Source organism: Antiquaquibacter soli, from assembly GCF_030580675.1.
Lineage (GTDB): Bacteria > Actinomycetota > Actinomycetes > Actinomycetales > Microbacteriaceae > Rhodoglobus > Rhodoglobus soli.
Map to the genome: position 1 here is coordinate 558,252 of NZ_JAUQUB010000001.1, position 17,915 is coordinate 576,166.

Below are 17,915 nucleotides of genomic sequence, written 5' to 3' on the forward strand. Positions count from 1 at the left end.
GGTGACCCGCGTCTCGGTCGCGCTCTGCACCCACAACGGGGCGCGGTTCGTCGGAGCGCAGGTTCAGAGCATCCTCTTGCAGTCCCGCGTGCCCGAGGAGATTGTCCTGTCGGACGATGCGTCGACGGATGACTCGGTCGACATCGTCGAGCGCGCAGTGGCGGGCACCGGCGTCCACCTCGTCGTGCTGCGCAACCCGACCGCCCTCGGCTACGTCGCCAATTTCGAACAGGCCCTCGCTGCGACGACCGGCGACCTGGTCGCGCTGTGCGACCAGGACGACGTGTGGCACCCGAACAGGATCGAGCGCGCCCTCGAGCTCTTCGAGGCCGACCCCGAGTTGCTCCTCGTCCACTCCGACGCTCGCCTCGTCGATGCCGACGGCGTGCCGCTCGGGCACACCCTCTTCGACGCCCTCGGCCTCTCGCCGCAGGAGCGCGCGGAGGCGGCCTCCGGGGACGAGCTCGCAGTCCTCCTGCGCCGGAATCTCGTCACGGGCGCGACGGCCATGGTGGGCCGCCGGGCAGTCGACCTCGCGATGCCGTTCCCCGAGCACTGGGTCCACGACGAGTGGCTCGCCATGATCGCGGTGAGTGCCGGCACGGGCATCCTTCTGGATGAGTCCCTCGTCGACTACCGGCAGCACGGCTCCAACCAGATCGGCGTGACGCGACTGGGCCTGCGCGGCAAGATCGGTCGCATTCTCGAACCCCGCAATGGCCGCAACGTCTACCTGGAGGCCCGCGCGCGCGTCCTTGCCAATCGACTGCACGCGCTCGGCGATGCCGTGCGTCCGGATGCGGTTCGCCGCGTGGATGAGAAGCTCGAGCACCTGTCCGTCCGGGCGACCTTCGCGCGGTCGCGCTGGCGGCGCATCCGTCCGGTCCTGCGGGAGGTCCGGACGGGCCGCTACGCCCGCTACAGCCGGGGCTGGGGCGACGTCCTGCGCGATCTCCTGCAACCCGCTGGAGTTCTCCCCGGCGTCGGAGGCGAGTGATACTCGAGGATGCTAGCCTGGCGCGGGTATGAGTGATTCACCTTCCGGCCCGCCGGCACGAGCATCCCGCCGGCGCTGGGTCGTCGTCGGAGCACTGGCCGTCGCCACGGCGATCGGCGTCGCCATCCACGTCGCGGGAGGCGCACCGTTCGTGCTCGGCGCGGTCGCGGTGTGCGCCCTCGTCATCGCCGTCGGTCAGCGGGCGTCCTGGGCGGTCGCGATCGTCTTCAGTGTCTCCGTGCTGCTGGCCGGGTACGCCGTGACCCTGCGACTGCTCCAGCCGATCCCCGCGGGACTCGCCGAGAAGAACGCCGTGCTCCTGACCCTGGTCGCGGCGCTCGCCATCGTGCGGGTTGCGCGCTCGACGCCGCTCCGTCTTCCTCCGTTGCGCTCCACGCTGGCGCTCGGCACGGCGACCCTGCCGGTCGTGGCTCTGAGCGCGGGCGCGCTCGTGACGGTCGCGGTGGGCGCGGGGGAGCGGCTCGTGTGGTCGATGCAGAACGACGCGATCTGGAACACCATGGTCGCGCGGTTCCTCTGGGAGGACGGCGGTGTCGCGGTCGACCGGCCCAACGTGTCCCCACTCGTCTCCGGGCTGCTCGCGGGGGCGTTCGCGCCGGGTCGCGCCGCGACCGCCCCCCTTGGTCTGCTCGAGCACGACCTCGTGCGCCAGGCCGAGCTGTGGATCCTGCTCGTCGCCGCCACGGGCATCCTCGCGGCCGTCGTCGCGTGGCGCGAGCTGCCCAGGCTCTCGACGACGGGGCGCGCCGCCGCAGCGCTCGCGGTCTCCCTCGTACCCGTATCGCCGTACGTTGCGGGCTACTCGTTCCAGTTCGGCTTCTACAACGCGATCGTGGTCGTCCTTCTCCTGCTGTGCGGGTGGATGCTCTTCCGCGAGGCCGACCGGCACCGGGTGCTCGGCGTCATCGGGATGGCGGCGACGTCCATCGCCCTCCTCGCCGTGTGGGCTCCCCTCGCGGCAGTCCCCTTGGCGCTCGGCGTGCTGCTGCTCGTCACCACGCCGCGGTCGTGGTGGGCCTCCCTCGCGCGGCGGGAGCTGACCGCCGTGATCGTGAGTCTCGCGGGCATCCCCGCCTACCTTCTCGCGGTGACCGTGCCGGACGTGCTCCGCGACAACGGCGCACTGAGCGCGGAGGGTGCGACTGTGGGCGTCCAACCGGTGTTCGTGGCGCTCGTCCTCACCGGGATGCTCGGAGTCGCCGTCGTGCGCAGCCGTTTCGATTGGCGCAGCACCGAGGTGTGGGGGACCGCCGCGGTGCTCGCCGCGTCCGCAGTCGTGCTGGCGTACCTGATGCTCCAACGGCGGGCGTTCGGCTACTGGGGCTACTACCCGGCGAAGTTCGCCTGGCTGCTCGTCGTGTTCGCCATCATCGTCTCGAGCGTCTGGCTCATCGCCATCGTGTCGCGGGCTCGATCGCTGCCTCTCCGGGTCGTCGGGGTGGTCGCTGTCGTCACTGTCGTGGTCTCCGTCATGGTGACGCCGCTCCCCACGCCGGGCTCGCTGCGCTCGTGGTCGGGCGCGTACCTCGGCACGGCGATGCCGGTCTCGTCCGATGCGGTCCGGGAGCTCTTCGCCCTCTCCGACCCGGATCAGCTGACGGTCGTGTCGCGCGACCTCGGCGCCGATCAGGACCGATTCATCAACGGGTGGCTCATCCAGCAGTCGGCGTCATCGGCGCGGGACCCGATCCGGTCGTTCGCCTACGACTTCGACAGCGGTGACGCGGCCGAGGTCTGCCGCCTCGCGGACGAGGCACCGGGGCCGATCATGGTCGCGACCCGTGACCCGGGACTGGCGGTCGAGCTCGATGCGCTGTGCTCCGATGCCGACGTGAGTGTGGTGGACCGCTAATCCCGCAGCGCAGGGTGCGACCCGGCACCGCGCGCGAACCAGTAGCCCGCGACCGCGAAGGCGGTCGCCGTCACTGCGACGAGGGCGGTGAGCAGGAGAGCGCCTCCGGGCGGTGCCCAGGCGGGCGCGAGCACGACGTCGACCCAGGAGCCGGAGTCTCCCACCGTGTAGCGGTGCAGCGCTCCGACGAAGGCGAGGGTCTGACCGACGGCCCAGGCCGCGAGCACGAGCGCGAGCATCCGGCGCAGCGCCGTCTCGGACAGTCGCTCGGCGCGCTCGCTCAGGACGAACCCCGCTCCGACGAGGAGCATGACGAGCAGCGGGAGCCCGTAGCGCCCCTGCCAGATCCAGCCACCGCTCGTGATGAATGCGGCCTGGACGAAGGCGGGCAAGAGCACCGTCGCGGCCGCCAGCGCCGCGACGACGAGGAGGGCGCGTCCTCTCAGGATGATGAACGACCAGGCGACGAGGCTGCCGATGAGGACGGACCAGATCAGGTAGACCTCGTCGGGAGCGAAGGTGTCGAGCCAGCCGAAGATTCCGATCATCTCCTGAAGATTGCCCCCGCCGCGAGCGAGCATCGTCACGAAGCCGACGAGGGGCGACTCCCCGAGCAGGGGGGCGGTCGGACGGTCGGGGTTGGGGATGGCCTGCGGGGTCAGCGACCCCGTCAGGAGCACCCATGCGGCGCCGAACGCTGCAGCGAGGGCGGTGACTCCGATCGCGATCTGAATGGGGCGGGAGCGCAGGAGCTCGCGGAGTTGACCGCGCCGCAAGAAGACGAGCGGCACGAGGAGCGCGACGGCGACCCACAGCACCGACAGTCCGCGCACGTTGGCCGCGATCGACGCGGACACCGTGAGGATGATCGCGCGCTGCAGGAGCAACGACCGGTCGGGAGAGGCCACGATGCTGAGCATCGCGACGAATGCGGCGAGCGTGGCGGTGATCTCCAGCGTGTTCGGATTGACGGAGCCCCCGAGGAACAGCACCATCGGCGTCACCGCCGCTGCCCCGGCGACGACGGGGAGGCGCACCGAGCGCCAGCTCGCGATCACGGCGGCGGCGAGACCGAGGAACACGCTCGAGACAAGGCCGCTCACGATGCGCATCGCGTAGATCCCGGTGGAGTCCGAGAAGATCAGTGACGGCCACCCGACGAGCACGTAGTAGATGGGGTTGTACAGGCCCGCGGTGGTCGCGGAGGCGACGATCGCGGAGGGGTCGCCCGGCACGGGCGGGATGCACGCGGCCGTCGCATCCGCATTCATCGCGTAGCACGTCTGGGCGTGCATCCAGGCGACGTACTGCGGCACCTGCACGCTCGAGCCGTCGATCGTCGCCGCGCCGGCGACCTGGCCGCGGACGACCGCCGCAGCCTGGATCGCGTGGGCGGGTTCGTCCGGCGCTCCCGCGAGCGGTGTCGCGAGCGCCCAGAGCGCCGAGAGCAGGGACATCGCGACGGTGACGACCGCGAAGACCGCGAGCGGCCGGGATGCCCGAGCGGGCGTCGTCGAGGGTGCGGGTGTGCTCGTGGCGCGGGGCATGATGCCGATAGTACCGGCGAGCCGCGCCGGTGTTCCTGAGGGTGGCTCGACGGTGGCTGCGTGATAGGTTGACGCAGGCACAATCACGCGAGGGGTGCGTTCCCGATGGACCTGAGTGATCGGCGCATCCGGCGCGTCGTCATCGTTGCGCTCGTGCTCGGTCTCGTCGTCGGGCTCGCCGTAGACATCGCCGGCGGCGCCCCGTGGGTGCTCGCGGCGACGGCGCTCTGCGCGGTCGTCGTCGCCGCCGGTCAGAGGCTGCCGTGGACGATGTCCGCGGCGCTGGGGACGATGCTCCTCCTCGCCGGGTACTCCCTCGTCGTCCGACTCGTGCAACCGCTGCCCGGTGACCTCGCCACGAAGAACCGGGTCGTGCTCGCGGCGGTTGTGATCGTGGTGGTCGTGGTCCTCGCGGTCAGCCGTCGACCGCTGCGCCTCCCGGCCCGTCGCCCGGCGATCGGCTTCGGGGCGGCCGTGCTCCCGGCTACCGCCGTCGTCCTGGCCGCCGTCGTCGGGGTGGCTCTCTCCGGTGGCGCACGAGTCGCCTGGTCGATGCAGAACGACGCGGTGTGGAACACGATGATGTCGAGGTTCCTGTGGGCGGACGGCGGGCTCGGGCCGGAGCATCCGAACGTCTCGCCGCTCATCCCGGCGCTTCTGGCCGGATCGTATGCTCCCGGCAGGCTGTCGGTCGCGAGCGGCGATCTGCTGCTGCACGACGTCACCCGGCAGTCCGAGCTCTGGCTGCTGCTCGTCCTGACGACGTGCATTCTCGCGGCCGCGGTCGCCTGGCGCTCGCTGCGCTCGCTCGGACCCCGCGGGAGGTCGGCCTCCGCGCTCGCGGTCTCGGCGATCCCGGCACTGCCGTACGTCGCGGGATACTCGTTCCAGTTCGGTTTCTTCAACGCGACGGTCGTGCTGATCGCCCTGCTCGCGTGCTGGCTGTTCTGGCTCGAGGTGGCCGAGCACCGCCTCGCGGCAATCGGGGGACTGTCCGCCGGGAGCGTCGTGCTGCTCGCCACGTGGGCGCCCCTCGCGATCGTCCCTCTCGCGCTCGGCGCCCTCGTGCTCGTCACCGCACCGCGCCCGTGGTGGGCCGGGGTGCGGGGTAGCCGCCTCGTCGTCCTCGTGGGAAGCCTCGGCGTCCTCCCCGCCTATGTGCTGGGCATCACCCTCCCCGACGTGCTCCGGGAGGGCGGGGCGCTCGGCGCGGACGGCGCGATCATGGCGATCCAGCCCTATCACGTCGCCCTCGTCTACGCGGTGGCGCTAGCGGTGGCCTTCGCGCAGCGCCGGGCGACGGGCTCCGGGACGACGGTCGTCGGGGTGGTCGTCATCCTGCTGTCGTCGGGTGTGGCCCTCGGCTACCTCGTGTCGCGCCGCCTCGGCGAGGCGTCGCTGTGGGGGTACTACCCCGCGAAACTCGCCTGGCTCATCGCCGCATTCCTCCTGGTGCTCATCGCGATCGGGGGCGTCGCGCTCGCCGTGCGGGCGGGTAGGGGGCGCACTCGCGCTCTGCTCGTCGCGGCCACGGCGGTCGTCGTCATCGGGCTCACGCTCGTGCCGCGGCCGACGAGCGGATCCCTCGCCTCTCTCGCTTCGGCCGTACTGCCGGTGCCGCTCGTCGTGTCGACCGAGGCTGCCCACGAGCTCTTCGCGCACTCGGACCCGGAGGAGACCCTCACCGTCGTGTCCCGGGACGTCACCCCTACCGAGGACGCGTTCATCAACAACTGGCTCATCCAGCAGTCCGCGGATGGCGGACTCGACCCCATCCGGCTGTTCGGATACCTGCTGGATGCCTCAGACCCCGCACAGCTCTGCTCGCTCGCCGCCGAGGCCGGGGATGCGCTCGTCGTCGTGACGCGAGACCCCGCCCTGGCTGCCGAGGTCGGGTCGGCGTGCCCCTCGGGGGGTGTGTCCGTTGTCGTCCGCTGACGTCACCGGCTCTCGTCGCGGTTTCGTGCTCGTCACGAGCGCGACGATCGTGGCGGGCGTCGGAGGGTACGCCATCACCACGATCCTGGCTCGAGGGCTGGGCGAGTCCTATGGCCTGTTCGCCATCTTCTGGTCGGCCCTCTACCTGGTTGCGGGCGCACTCTCGGGCATCCAGCAGGAGGTCGCTCGAGCCACGCAGCCGCGCACCGTGACGCCCCGGCGGCCGGCGAGCGTGATCGTGCTGGCCCTCGGCGCGGCCGCGGCCGCAATGGTCCTCGTCCTCGTCTCGAGCCCCCTCTGGGTGCCGACCGCGCTCGGGAGCGAGGGGTGGGCACTGCTGCCCCCGCTGACGGCCGGCGCCGGGTGCTTCGTGCTCATGACCGCGGCGGCGGGAACGATGTACGGCACCCACTCGTGGCGCGTCCTCGCCGCGTTCATCGTGCTGGATGTCGCCTTCCGGTTGCTGCTCGTCTGCATCCTCCTCCCGCTCGGGGTGGGCGTGGTCGGCCTCGCCTGGGCGGCCGTAGTGCCGTACGGGCTGGTGCTCCTGGTGGTGGTGCTCCCCGCCTGGCGGACCCTGTTCGCATCGAGCCAGCTCGACGTCAGCTACCGGGCCGTGACGGCGAACGTCGTCCGGACCGTCGCGGCGGCCGCTTCGACCGCGGTCATCGTCAGCGGCTTCCCCCTCCTCATCGGCTTCTCCTCTGCGGGCGATGACGCCCGCATGGTCAGCGCCGTCGTGTTCGCCCTCACGCTCACCCGCGCGCCGATCGTTGTCTCGACGCTCTCGCTGCAGGGCTACCTGCTCGTCCAGTTCCGCGATCACCGGGCCTCGGCGACGCGGCTCATGCTCCGCCTCTTCGCGCTACTGCTCCTCGCCGCGGTCCTGCTTGCAGCACTCGCGTGGTGGCTGGGCGCGGATGCGATCGTGTGGCTCGCAGGCGAGGACTTCCGCCTCCCCGGCTGGTACGTCGCGGCTCTCGTGGGCACATCCGTCGCGACCGGGTGGATCATGGTCGCAGGCACGGCCGCCCTCGCGCGCGGCCTGCACGGCGGTTACTCCGCGGGGTGGGTGCTCACGGCGATCGTCGCCGTCGTGATCATGATGCTCCCGATCGACCTGCTCGTGCGATCGACGCTCGCGCTCGGCATCGCGCCTCTAGTGGGACTGGCCGTCCACATCCTCGCCCTGCTGAGGCGCCGTCGCCGCCTCGAGCTCGCGGACCCGGAGGTCCAGTAGCGCCACCTCCTCGGCGAGAGTGCGCGACTGGGTCTCGAGCTTGGTCAACTCGGTGCTGTGCTGGATGCAGACGAGGAAGAGCACGGCGATGCTCACGAAGAACACCAGGTTGACGGGCAGCCCGACTCCTACGAGTTTCGCAGCCCACTCGAGGAGGCCAGGGAAGATCCCGACTACGAGCGCGAGGATACCGGCGATGAGCCACCACACCGCATGCCGCTCCCGCAATCGGCGGCGACGCAGCATGTCGATGACCACGATCAGCGTCAGGAGCGCCGCGCAGATCCCGAAGATGTAGCTCGTCAGCGTCACGGGGTGACCTCCGATCCGGTCGCGGCCGGCGGCCGGATGAGCGCGAAGGCGAGCGCGACCATGGCGCGGCCCAGGTAGAGGGCGGCCTTGATGGGGCTGTGCGAGGGAGTGCCGCCCTGCCGCACCCGCATGGATGCCGGAACCTGCCGCACCACGCAGCCCGCGCGCGCGGCGATCACGAGCGCCTCGATGGTGTCGCCGAGGTACTCGGCGGGGTAGTGGGCCGCGAACAGGCGAACGGCCTTGGGCCCGCTCGCTTTGAGCCCCGACGTGGTATCCGTGAGCGTGGTCCCCGCGGTGCGGCTGAGGATCTTCGCGAGGAACCACATCGCCCAGCGTCGCGGGCCGCGGACCGAGTAGTCGCCCTCGCCGGCGAACCGGGCTCCGATGACGAGGTCGGCGCCGTCGAGCGCCTCGAGGAGTCGCGGAACGTTCCGCGGGTCGTGCTGGCCGTCGGCGTCGATCTGCACGACGTTGTCGAATCCGTGCTCGAGGGCGTACTTGAACCCGAGCCGCATGGCCCCGCCGACGCCGAGGTTGAACGGCAGCTGCGCCACGCGGGCGCCGGCGCGGGCGGCAACGAGGGCCGTGGCATCCGACGATCCGTCGTCGACGACGAGGCAGCCGACACCGGGGAGAGTCTCGAGCACCTCGGCGATGACAGCGCCGATGGCCTCCTCCTCATTGAGTGCGGGCAGCACGACGAGCGTCGACGAGAACTCAGCGGGCATGGGGTAAATAGTACCTTCTCGCGCAGTCCCGGCCCGGCTCAGCGGCGGGAGAAGAGGTGCTTGCCGAGGCTCGACACCCCGCGCCAGTCACGGCGCACCAGCGCCCCGGGTGCGCGGATGCCGGCGTTGAGCCGCGACAGCACGTGCGCGCGCGAGGTGCGCGCGGCCCGACGCCACCCGAGCCGGTCGAGGCGGTCGGCCGTCTCGAGGAAGAATCGGCGCTCCTCGATAAAGCGCTTGTTGTCGCTGCTCGTCCACGACGACGCGCTCGCGCGGTGACGGCGGTACTCGAAGACGAGCTCTCCGTCGAGCACGAGCGAACCCCCGCCGACGATGATGTCGATCTGCAGAGCGAGGTCGAGGACGATGTCGTACCCCGGGTCGAACCCGTGCTCTCGGAGGACCTCCGTCTTCCAGCACAGCGACGGGAAGTAGGTCCAGTTTCCGCGGAGGAGGCTCGTCGCGAGCTCCTCGCCGGAGAGAACGAGGGGGCGCTCGCCCCGGGGCTCGAGGATCGACTTGATGCGGTCGGTGAGTCCGACCGCGGGGGCGCCCGCGGAATCGATCGTGCGGACGCGCGGCTGCAGGTAGGCGGCATCCGGGAAGCGCTCGGCGAGGGCGAGCACCCGCGAGACGAACCCCGGGAGCATGATGTCGTCGCACCCCATGATGACCGTGTACGGGGCGCTTGCGAGGTCGATCGCCCGCTGGAAGTTGCCGCTGATACCGAGGTTCTCGTCGTTGAGGACATACTCGATGCGGGGGTCGTCGAGAGCGGCGATGTACCGGGCCGGTTCCGGATCGGGGTAGCGGTCGTCGATGACGACGAGCCGCCAGTCGCCCTCCTGGCGACGCACGCTCTCCACGGCGAGCACGAACAGGCCGACGTCGCCGTAGAACGGCATCATGATGTCGAGGGCGGCGGTCATGTCAGCGCCGCGGGTTCGCGAGGGCGGATCGGAACGCGTCGAGCGTCTGGGCGGCCGTCGCCGACCAGCTGAACAGTGCCGCCTGCTCGGCGCCGACCCGTTCGAGCTTCTCGCGCAGGCCCGGCTCCGACACGATCCTCGTGATCGCCGCGGCGATCGAGACGGGGTCGGCTGGGTCGAAGTACACCGCCGAGTCCGCGGCGACTTCCCGGAAGACCGGCAGATCGGAGATCATCACGGGAAGGCCCGCCCCCATCGCCTCGAGGATGGGGAGCCCGAAGCCCTCGGCGTACGAGGGGACCGCGAGGGCGCTCGCCGTGCCGTAGAGCTCCTCGAGCTCCTCCTGCGAGACCCACGAGCGCAGGTCCACCCACTGCTGGAGGGAGAGCTCGGCGACGAGCGGGCGGAGCGGGTCGTCCCCGCGGCTGCCGGTGATGGTCAGGGTCGGGCGGATCGCGGGGTCCACGAGAGCCAGCGCCCTGACGAGGTTGTCGAAGTTCTTGTGCGGCCGCCGGTTGCCCATCGCCAGGATCAGATCGCCGCGCCGCTCGTGGTGCTCCGCTCGGGTGGGATCGGATGCCCCGGCGAGGAGCACGACCTGGAGGCGCTCCCGCGGGTAGTCCAGGTATTTGACGATCTCGGAAGCGGAGGTCTCGCTGTCGGTGACGACCCAGGACGCATTCCGCGACGCGACCTTCTCCATCCACTTGACCGGCTCCGTGTACAACGGCGTCGACATGAACTCCGGGTGGCTGAAGTAGAGCATGTCGTGCATCGTCAGCACCACCGGGATTCGGGTGCGCGCCGGGCCGAGGGTCGCTGGCCCGTGGATGAGGTCGGCGCCGAGCCGGGACGCCCAACGTCCCACGGCGAAGAGCTCGCCGAGTGCCCACTGCACGCGGTTCTCGCCGCTGATGCCGGAGGGCACCACTTCGCCGGGGAACCACGACGTGTCGAGCTCGAAGCCCTCCCGTGACGCGAGCCCGACGAAGGTGAACTCGCCCGGCTGGTCACCGATGCTCCGGTAGAGCTCGCGGGTGTAGGTCTCCATGCCGCCCTTCGTCCCGGTGTACGAGAGGAGGTCGACGAGCACGAGCGGCATGATGGCCGAGCTTACCAAGCCCCGCCTGGACGGATGCTCACGGTCGGGGAGGCTGACCCGTGCGGCTGAAGGCCTGGCGCCAGCTCAGCTGCTCGGCGGCCTTGACGGCGCAGACGACGAAGGTCAACCAGCCGAACTCGACGAGGAGCGAGCTCTCGGCGAGGGCGGTCGTGAGGAGGGCGACGAGAACGAGCGCCGGCCACGCGAACACGACGCTGCGCCGTCGCGACGCGAGCAGCCAGGAGCGGGCGAACGCGAGGCCGACCAGTCCGAGGAAGATCACGAGGCCGACGAGTCCGAGCTGGAGCCATACGTCGAGGTACGTGTTCGACGCGGAGGTCTCACTGCGCACCGAGAGTCCCTGGAAGAGGCTGTACGGAGGCAGTTCGGACTGCCACGTGCCGATCCACCCCCACCCTTCCAGCGGGTGCAAGCCGATAAGGCTCCACGCCTGATACCAGATCGCGAGCCGGTAGCTGAGCTCGCCTCCCGCGTTGAGCAAGTCGATGATGGCGGAGCGGAAGATCCACGTCACCCCCGCACCGATCACGGCGATCACGAGGATGGCGATCTGCCAGTAGCGCCGCCGCTCGTCGGGCGCGCGACGGAGCCCGTACAGTGCCGCTGCTGCGACGCACACGACCGCGAAGCCGCCGATCGCGACGGGGGAGCGGGTCAGCAGGAGGGCGATGGCGGCGGCGACGAGCGAGCCGATCGCGAGCCCGCGCGGCACCGACTTGGTGCGGTACTCGGTGCCGAACGTGATGAGCGCGAGCACCGCGAGGATGCCGAGCTGGTTGCGCGTGCCGGCGATTCCCTGGATCGGCCCCAGTGCCTCCAGATTTCCGAGGATGCCCAGTAGCCGGATCTCGGTGTCGAGGAGCAGCCCCGAGAGGATCTCGAGCGCGATCGAGAGCCCGAGGGCGGCGCGCAGCACATCGCCGAACGCGCGGACGATCTGGATCGTGTCCCGGAGTAGCGCGACGTAGAGCGCGAGCACCGTGAAGGCCCCGAGGTACAGGAGCGACCACAGCGTCGCCCACTGGTACTGGCTCCACAGGAGTGTGAGCCCGGCCCAGGCGATGTAGACGATGAGCGAGACCGGCAGCAGTCCGCGCCACTCGATGCTGCGCCAGCGGGCGACGATGGATGCCGCGGCGAGGACGACGAGGACTGCGAGCGCCCCGACAAGGCCCGCCCACCCGCTGAGCTGGCGGATCGGGTGGGCGAAGACCGCGATGCCGATAGCGACGGACGTGATCGCGGTGACGAGGCGCGGATGACCGAGGAACGACAGTCCCGCCGCGAGCAGCTCATCGCGACCGAGGGTCATCGCAGCTCCCCGGCGGTATCGCCGTATTTCGACTTCACCGAGATGAGCACGAGGAAGAGCATCCCGAACTCCACGAGGAGCCGGCTCTCAGCGAGGCTCTGCACGACGAGGGCGGTCATGATCGCGAGCGGCAGCAGGGGCAGCGCGCGATACGGCAGGGGTCGGTCGGGGAGGTGCTGGGGCCGGTCGAGCGCGGCGAGCCACGTGCGCACGACGGTCGAGAGCACGAGCGCGCCGAAGACGACGAGCCCCACGGCCCCGAGCTGGAACCACACGTCGATCCACGCGTTGTGGGCCTGAAGCATCCGCACGCCGTTGCGGAAGGCGAGAGTGTCGAACGGCTCGGCCCACGGGACCCAGTAGCTCACCCACCCCCAGCCGAATGCGGGGCGCTGCGCGGCGAGCTCGGTGACCTTCTCCCAGATGCCGAGACGCCCGGTGAGGTCGGAGCTCTTCCCCAGCAGCTCGAGGAGGGTGCCCCGGGCGAACACGATGACCGCGGCGGCGACCGCGGCGGCAGCGATCAGTGCAGCGAAGGTCCAGCCCCGCGCGCGCGGGGTCGTCGCGCGTCGCAGGAGCAGCACGACGCCGACCACTGCTGCGGTGGCCACGAGCGCCACGGTGACGGTCGCGGATCGGGTGCAGACGAGCGTGACGGCGGCGACGCCGAGCCATGCGATCGAGTGCCACCGCCGCGCCAGACGGCGATCGGCGAGCTCGATCGCGAACACGATCGCGGCGAGCAGCGCGAGGAACCCGAGATGGTTGGCGTTGCCGACGATCCCCTGGATGCGGCCCTCGTCGAGCACGTCGAACAGCTCGTCGCGCGACCAGTAGAGCATTTTCGGAATCGTCTCGTACTGCGAGTAGTCCACCCCCGGCTGCACCCACAGCGGGAGGATCGGGCGGCGCAGCACGAGCGACACGAACAACTCGAACAGCAGGGATGCCGCGAGCACGATGCGCAACAGGGTACCGAGTCCGCGCAGCAGCTCGGCCCAGCTGTACGTCACTGCGAGCGCGATGCCCGTGACGGCGAGCATCCACGTCGTCAGCAGACCGAGGGCGGTCGCGCCGGGGTAGGCGGACCACGCGATCGACGCGGTCGCGAGGAGGAGGAAGGCGAGCAGAGGATAGGGCAGCGACCCGATCGACCACCGCCGGCGCTCGACGACGAGCAGGGCGACGGATGCGAGTGCCGTGAGCACGGCGAGCACTCCGTACACCCACCACCCGGCGCTGTACCGCCATGCGTCTCCCGCGAGGGCGAGGCTCAGCACGAGCACGAGGATCGCGTGCCGGGCGCGGGCGCTCGAGATCAGTCGCATCCCGTAAGGCTAGACGGTGCGGCTGCGCCGCGCCCGACCGAACCGGGTCGGGGATCCATCCCTAGACGAACGCCGCCGAGCCGGTGATCGCTCGGCCCACGATGAGGGTGTTCATCTCGCGGGTGCCCTCGTACGAGTAGAGGGCCTCGGCGTCGGCGAACGCCCGCATCGCGCCGTAGTCGAAGACGATCCCGTTGCCGCCGAGAGCCTCGCGGCACCACGCAACGGTCTCACGCATGCGGCTCGTCGCGAACTCCTTGGCGAGCGCCGAGTGCTCGTCGCGCTGCACTCCCTCGTCGAGCATCTCCGAGACGCGCGTGACGAGCGCGATGGACGAGGTGATGTTGCCGAGGCTCTTCGCAAGGAGCTCCTGGATGAGCTGGTGCGAGGCGATCGGCTTGCCGAACTGCACACGGTCCTTCGCGTAGGCGACGGCGGCCTCGTACGCCTGCACCGAGTTGCCGACCGCCGCCCAGGCGACTTCGGCGCGAGTGAGGCGGAGCACGGCCGCGGTGTCGCGGAACGAGTTCGCGTTCTGCAGCCGGTTCGACTCCGGCACGACGACATCGGTGAGGGTGATGTCCGCGTTCTGGATGATGCGCAGCGACCCCTTGCCCGCGATCGCCGTCGCGGAGTACCCGGGGGAGTCCTGCGGGACGATGAAGCCCTTGACCTGCCCGTCGTCGGCGTCCTTCGCCCAGATGACCGTGATGTCGCCGATCGACCCGTTGCCGATCCAGCGCTTCGCACCGTTGAGCACCCAGTTGTCGCCGTCTCGGCGGGCGACCGTACGCAGGCCCTGCGCCGAGTCGGAGCCCGAGAGCGGCTCGGTGAGCCCGAACGCCCCGAGCAACTCGGCGGAGGCGAGCCTCGGCAGCCACTCCGCGCGCTGCTCGGCCGAGCCGCACTGGGCGATCGCGCCCATGGCGAGCCCGTTCTGCACGCCGACGAGCGTGGCGACGCTCGCGTCCACCCGCGCGAGCTCGAGGGCGACCCAGCCGCGGAAGACGGCCGAGTTCTCGAACCGGCGCGTCTCGTCCCACGCGAGGCCGTAGATGCCGAGCTCGGCGAGTCCGCGGTGCACCTCCGGGCCGAACATCTCGCCGCGCTCCCAGAGGCCGTTGGCGACCGGCCGCACGGTCTCGTCGAGCCAGGCGCGCAGCCTGAGCAGGGCATCCTGCTCCGTCGGGGTCAGGCGGCTCTCGAAGCCGTAGAAGTCACTGGGAAGGGTCTCGAAGGGCATGGGCGATACTCAACCAGGGCCCCGGTCGCCGGTTCCAGACGGTTGTTAGGGTGATCCAATGCGCACGGAGGAGTTCGCCGGATGTTTGTAGCCATCACCAATACACCGCGCGACTACGCGTGGGGCTCCTCGGGTGCGATCTCCGAGCTCCTCGGAGCGCCGGCGACCGACGCCGTGGAGGCGGAGCTCTGGCTCGGGGCTCACCACGGCAGTCCCAGCCGCATCCTCGACCCCACCGCGACGGACGGCGCGGGCGACCTCGCCCAGTGGATCGCCGCCGACCCGGCGACGGCGACCGGCGACGAGGATGCCGCGACCCTGCCGTTCCTCCTCAAGGTGCTCGCCGCGCGCTCCCCGCTCTCGCTCCAGGCTCACCCCACACCGGAGCAGGCGGCGGCCGGGTTCGCCCGGGAGGATGCGGCGGGCATCCCGATCGACGCCGCGCACCGCAACTACAAGGACCCGTACGCCAAGCCGGAGCTCATCCTCGCCGTGAGCGAGGAGTTCGGGGCGCTGTGCGGCTTCCGTCCCGCCGCCGAGTCGCGCCGCGCGATCGCCCGACTCCTCGAGCTCGCGGAGCAGTCGGAGCCGGATGCCCGGGGACCGCTCACCGACTGGCTCGAGCGCCTCAGCGGGGATGACTCGATCCAGTCGGTCTTCGAATGGCTCATCTCGCGCGGCGAGGGGGTCGACGAGCTCGTCGCCGCGGTCGCGCGTGTCGTCGCGACGGGTCCGGGATTCGCGACTCAGCGCACGATCGCGGAGACCTACCCCGGCGATCCCGGCCTCGTCATCAGCCTCCTCCTGCACGAGGTCACGCTCGCGAAGGGCGAGGCACTGTTTCTCCCGGCGGGGAACATCCACGCCTACCTCCATGGCGTGGGCATCGAGCTCATGAGCTCCTCCGACAACGTGCTGCGCGGCGGACTCACTCCCAAGCACGTGGACGTCGCCGAGCTCCTGTCGGTCCTCGACTTCCGACCGCTTCCCGCCCCCTACCTGGTGCCGGAGGTCCCGGTGCCGGACGTGCGGGTGTTCCACCCGGAGGGCACGGACTTCGAGCTCGTCGAATTCGAGGCGTCCGGACTGCTGCCCCTCGACGGTCCCGCCATCGCGCTGTGCCTCGAGGGGTCCTTCGAGCTCACGGGCGGGCTCGGCTCGGCGATGCTCAGCCGCGGCGACGTGCTCTACATCACTCCCGACGAGGGCGACCTCGCCGTGGGCGGCACCGGGCAGCTCGTCGTCGCCACCGTCGTCGGCTGACCGGCGTCCGGCTCCCGCCTCGCCCGAGATCGCCGCGCAAGGCTGATCTAGTACCGTAGCTTGCGGCCGATCACACGGCCGACGCCTTTCGACGGACGGACATCACGCATGGCACGCGCACTCATCACGGGAATCACCGGGCAGGACGGCCTCTACCTCGCCGAGCTGCTGCTCTCCAAGGGCTACGAGGTCTACGGGCTCATGCGCGGCCAGAACAACCCCAAGCGGGCTCTCCTCGAGGAGACCGTCCCCGACGTGAAGATCCTGACCGGGGACCTCACCGACCTCTCGAGCCTGCTCCGCGCGCTCAACGCGTCCCAGCCCGACGAGTTCTACAACCTGGGGGCGATCTCGTTCGTCGCGTACTCGTGGGAGAACGCGCACCTCACGAGCGAGGTGACCGGCATGGGCGTGCTCAACGCGCTCGAGGCGGTGCGCCTGTATGAAGGGACGACGGGCAAGCAGGTGCGCTTCTACCAGGCGTCGAGTTCGGAAATGTTCGGCAAGGTCCAGCAGGTCCCGCAGAACGAGGACACGCTCCTGTGGCCGCGCTCTCCGTACGGGGTCGCCAAGGTCTACGGCCACTACATGACGATCAACTACCGCGAGTCGTACGGCATGCACGCCTCGTCGGGCGTGCTCTTCAACCACGAGTCGCCGCGTCGCGGGCCCGAGTTCGTGACCCGCAAGGTGAGCCAGGCCGTCGCGCGGATCCACCTCGGCCTCCAGGACGAGCTCGTGCTCGGCAACCTCGACGCGCGGCGCGACTGGGGCTTCGCGGGCGACTACGTCGAGGCGATGTGGCTCATGCTCCAGCAGGACGAGGCCGACGACTACGTCATCTCCACCGGGGAGACCCACACGATCCGCGCGCTCCTCGACGCGGCGTTCGGTGCCGTGGGGGTCGAGGACTGGTCGGGCTTCGTCCGCCAGGACCCGGCGTTCATGCGCCCTGCCGAGGTCGACCTGCTCATTGGCGACTCGGCGAAGGCGGAGCGCAAGCTCGGCTGGAAGCCGAAGGTGAGCTTCACCGAGCTCGTGACGATGATGGTCGAGTCGGATCTCGCGGAGCAGAAGAAGCTCGCCGGTCTCTCATGAGCCGGGTCCTCATCACGGGGATCACCGGCCAAGACGGCTCCTACCTCGCCGAGCAGCTGGTGGCCGAGGGTCACGAGGTCCACGGAACGGCGTTGCGGTCGGATGACGCTGTCGCCGGCGCCGAGGTGCACGTCGTCGATCTCGCCCAGCCGGGAATCGGCGACCTCGTCAGATCGGTCGAGCCCGATGAGGTCTACAACCTCGCCGCCGTCAGCTCGGTCTTCCAGTCCTGGCAGCAGCCGGCGCTCACGGCGGCAGTCAATGGCGTGGCGGCCGCGGAAATGCTCGCCGCGTGCCGGGATCTGACCGAGGCCGGGCATCCCGTGCGCTTCGTCCAGGCGTCGAGCGCGGAGATCTTCGGCGTCCCGTCGGAGATCCCGCAGACGGAGTCCACGGCGATCCGGCCCACCTCGCCCTACGGCGCGGCCAAGGCGTACGCGCACTCGCTCGTGAACGTGTACCGCGGGGCAGGGGTGTGGGCGGCGTCGTGCATCCTGTACAACCACGAGTCGCCGCGCCGACCGGAGCAGTTCGTCACGCGCAAGATCACCGCGAGCGCAGCCCGCATCGCGCGCGGCCTGCAGGAGCGACTCGAGCTCGGCAGCCTCTCGGCCCGCCGCGACTGGGGCTGGGCTCCGGACTACGCCGACGCGCTGCGGCTCGCCCTGCGCGCCGACGAGCCCGACGACTACGTCATCGCGACCGGTGTCTCGCACTCGGTCGAGGACTTCGTCGCCGCGGCCTTCTCCCGAGTGGGAATCGACGACTGGCGCAGCGTCGTCACGACCTCGGAGGGACTCCTGCGGCCCGGCGATGCGCCCCAGCAGGTGGGCGACGCGACCCACGCGCGGGACGTGCTCGGCTGGTCGCCGACGCTCGGCTTCAGCGAGATCGTCGACGCCATGGTGGATGCCGACCTCGCCGCGCTCGACGGCTAGGGCTGCTCGATCCGGCCGAATTGCTGCGTGCTAGCCTATGCCG

General features: G+C 70.6%; 15 protein-coding genes. 7 read left to right on the forward strand and 8 right to left on the reverse strand.

All coding sequences use genetic code 11. From position 1 onward, the window contains the following. Position 1 precedes the first annotated feature (1 nt). Positions 2 to 997 (forward strand): glycosyltransferase family 2 protein, encoded by a 996-nt coding sequence (locus tag Q5716_RS02690; protein WP_305001542.1) that lies wholly within the window; start codon positions 2 to 4, stop codon positions 995 to 997. A 28-nt stretch (positions 998 to 1,025) separates the two neighbouring features. Next, the gene (locus Q5716_RS02695) at positions 1,026 to 2,870 is read left to right on the forward strand and encodes a hypothetical protein (protein WP_305001543.1); all 1,845 of its coding nucleotides are present in this window, start codon (positions 1,026 to 1,028) and stop codon (positions 2,868 to 2,870) included. On the opposite strand, the gene Q5716_RS02700 is transcribed toward Q5716_RS02695, so the two are convergent. Next, complete coding sequence (locus tag Q5716_RS02700) at positions 2,867 to 4,417, reverse strand: DUF2142 domain-containing protein (RefSeq protein ID WP_305001544.1); 1,551 nt, start codon at positions 4,415 to 4,417, stop codon at positions 2,867 to 2,869. The two genes, Q5716_RS02695 and Q5716_RS02700, sit on opposite strands and share 4 nt — an antisense overlap. A 105-nt stretch (positions 4,418 to 4,522) precedes the next feature. On the opposite strand from Q5716_RS02700, the gene Q5716_RS02705 reads away from it, so the two are divergent. Together Q5716_RS02705 and Q5716_RS02710 are read left to right on the forward strand one after the other, a co-directional pair. Beyond that, positions 4,523 to 6,355, forward strand: coding sequence for a hypothetical protein (locus tag Q5716_RS02705; protein WP_305001545.1), 1,833 nt, complete (start codon positions 4,523 to 4,525; stop codon positions 6,353 to 6,355). Continuing rightward, entirely contained in the window at positions 6,342 to 7,595 is a 1,254-nt protein-coding gene (locus Q5716_RS02710) for a hypothetical protein (protein WP_305001546.1), read from the forward strand. The genes Q5716_RS02705 and Q5716_RS02710 overlap by 14 nt, the downstream gene beginning before the upstream one ends. On the opposite strand, the gene Q5716_RS02715 is transcribed toward Q5716_RS02710, so the two are convergent. The 7 genes from Q5716_RS02715 to Q5716_RS02745 all read right to left on the reverse strand — a co-directional run bounded on the left by Q5716_RS02715 (position 7,515) and on the right by Q5716_RS02745 (position 14,573). Continuing rightward, on the reverse strand, positions 7,515 to 7,907 hold the full coding sequence (locus tag Q5716_RS02715) for a DUF2304 domain-containing protein (RefSeq protein WP_305001547.1): 393 nt from the start codon (positions 7,905 to 7,907) through the stop codon (positions 7,515 to 7,517). The genes Q5716_RS02710 and Q5716_RS02715 overlap by 81 nt on opposite strands. Beyond that, on the reverse strand, positions 7,904 to 8,638 hold the full coding sequence (locus tag Q5716_RS02720) for a glycosyltransferase family 2 protein (protein ID WP_305001548.1): 735 nt from the start codon (positions 8,636 to 8,638) through the stop codon (positions 7,904 to 7,906). The genes Q5716_RS02715 and Q5716_RS02720 overlap by 4 nt, the downstream gene beginning before the upstream one ends. Before the next feature lie 38 nt (positions 8,639 to 8,676). After that, complete coding sequence (locus Q5716_RS02725) at positions 8,677 to 9,567, reverse strand: glycosyltransferase family 2 protein (protein WP_305001549.1); 891 nt, start codon at positions 9,565 to 9,567, stop codon at positions 8,677 to 8,679. A gap of 1 nt (position 9,568) precedes the next feature. Next, positions 9,569 to 10,669 carry a glycosyltransferase family 4 protein gene (locus Q5716_RS02730; protein WP_305001550.1) on the reverse strand — a complete coding sequence of 367 codons (1,101 nt, stop codon included), beginning with the start codon at positions 10,667 to 10,669 and terminating at the stop codon, positions 9,569 to 9,571. 37 nt (positions 10,670 to 10,706) lie between these two features. Continuing rightward, on the reverse strand, positions 10,707 to 12,002 hold the full coding sequence (locus Q5716_RS02735) for an O-antigen ligase family protein (RefSeq protein WP_305001551.1): 1,296 nt from the start codon (positions 12,000 to 12,002) through the stop codon (positions 10,707 to 10,709). Further along, positions 11,999 to 13,330: an O-antigen ligase family protein gene (locus tag Q5716_RS02740; RefSeq protein WP_305001552.1), complete on the reverse strand. Its 1,332-nt coding sequence runs from the start codon at positions 13,328 to 13,330 to the stop codon at positions 11,999 to 12,001. The genes Q5716_RS02735 and Q5716_RS02740 overlap by 4 nt, the downstream gene beginning before the upstream one ends. A gap of 61 nt (positions 13,331 to 13,391) precedes the next feature. Beyond that, positions 13,392 to 14,573 (reverse strand): acyl-CoA dehydrogenase family protein, encoded by a 1,182-nt coding sequence (locus Q5716_RS02745; RefSeq protein ID WP_305001553.1) that lies wholly within the window; start codon positions 14,571 to 14,573, stop codon positions 13,392 to 13,394. Positions 14,574 to 14,654: 81 nt separating this feature from the next. Here Q5716_RS02745 and manA point away from each other — a divergent pair, with 81 nt between their 5' ends. From manA to Q5716_RS02760, 3 genes are all read left to right on the forward strand, one after another. Then, a complete protein-coding gene (gene manA, locus Q5716_RS02750; protein ID WP_305001554.1) occupies positions 14,655 to 15,836 on the forward strand; it encodes a mannose-6-phosphate isomerase, class I in 1,182 nt (393 codons plus the stop codon). Between the two features lie 108 nt (positions 15,837 to 15,944). After that, on the forward strand, positions 15,945 to 16,934 hold the full coding sequence (locus tag Q5716_RS02755) for a GDP-mannose 4,6-dehydratase (RefSeq protein ID WP_305001555.1): 990 nt from the start codon (positions 15,945 to 15,947) through the stop codon (positions 16,932 to 16,934). Continuing rightward, positions 16,931 to 17,872, forward strand: a complete 942-nt coding sequence (locus tag Q5716_RS02760; RefSeq protein ID WP_305001556.1) for a GDP-mannose 4,6-dehydratase — start codon at positions 16,931 to 16,933, stop codon at positions 17,870 to 17,872. The genes Q5716_RS02755 and Q5716_RS02760 overlap by 4 nt, the downstream gene beginning before the upstream one ends. Positions 17,873 to 17,915 lie beyond the last annotated feature (43 nt).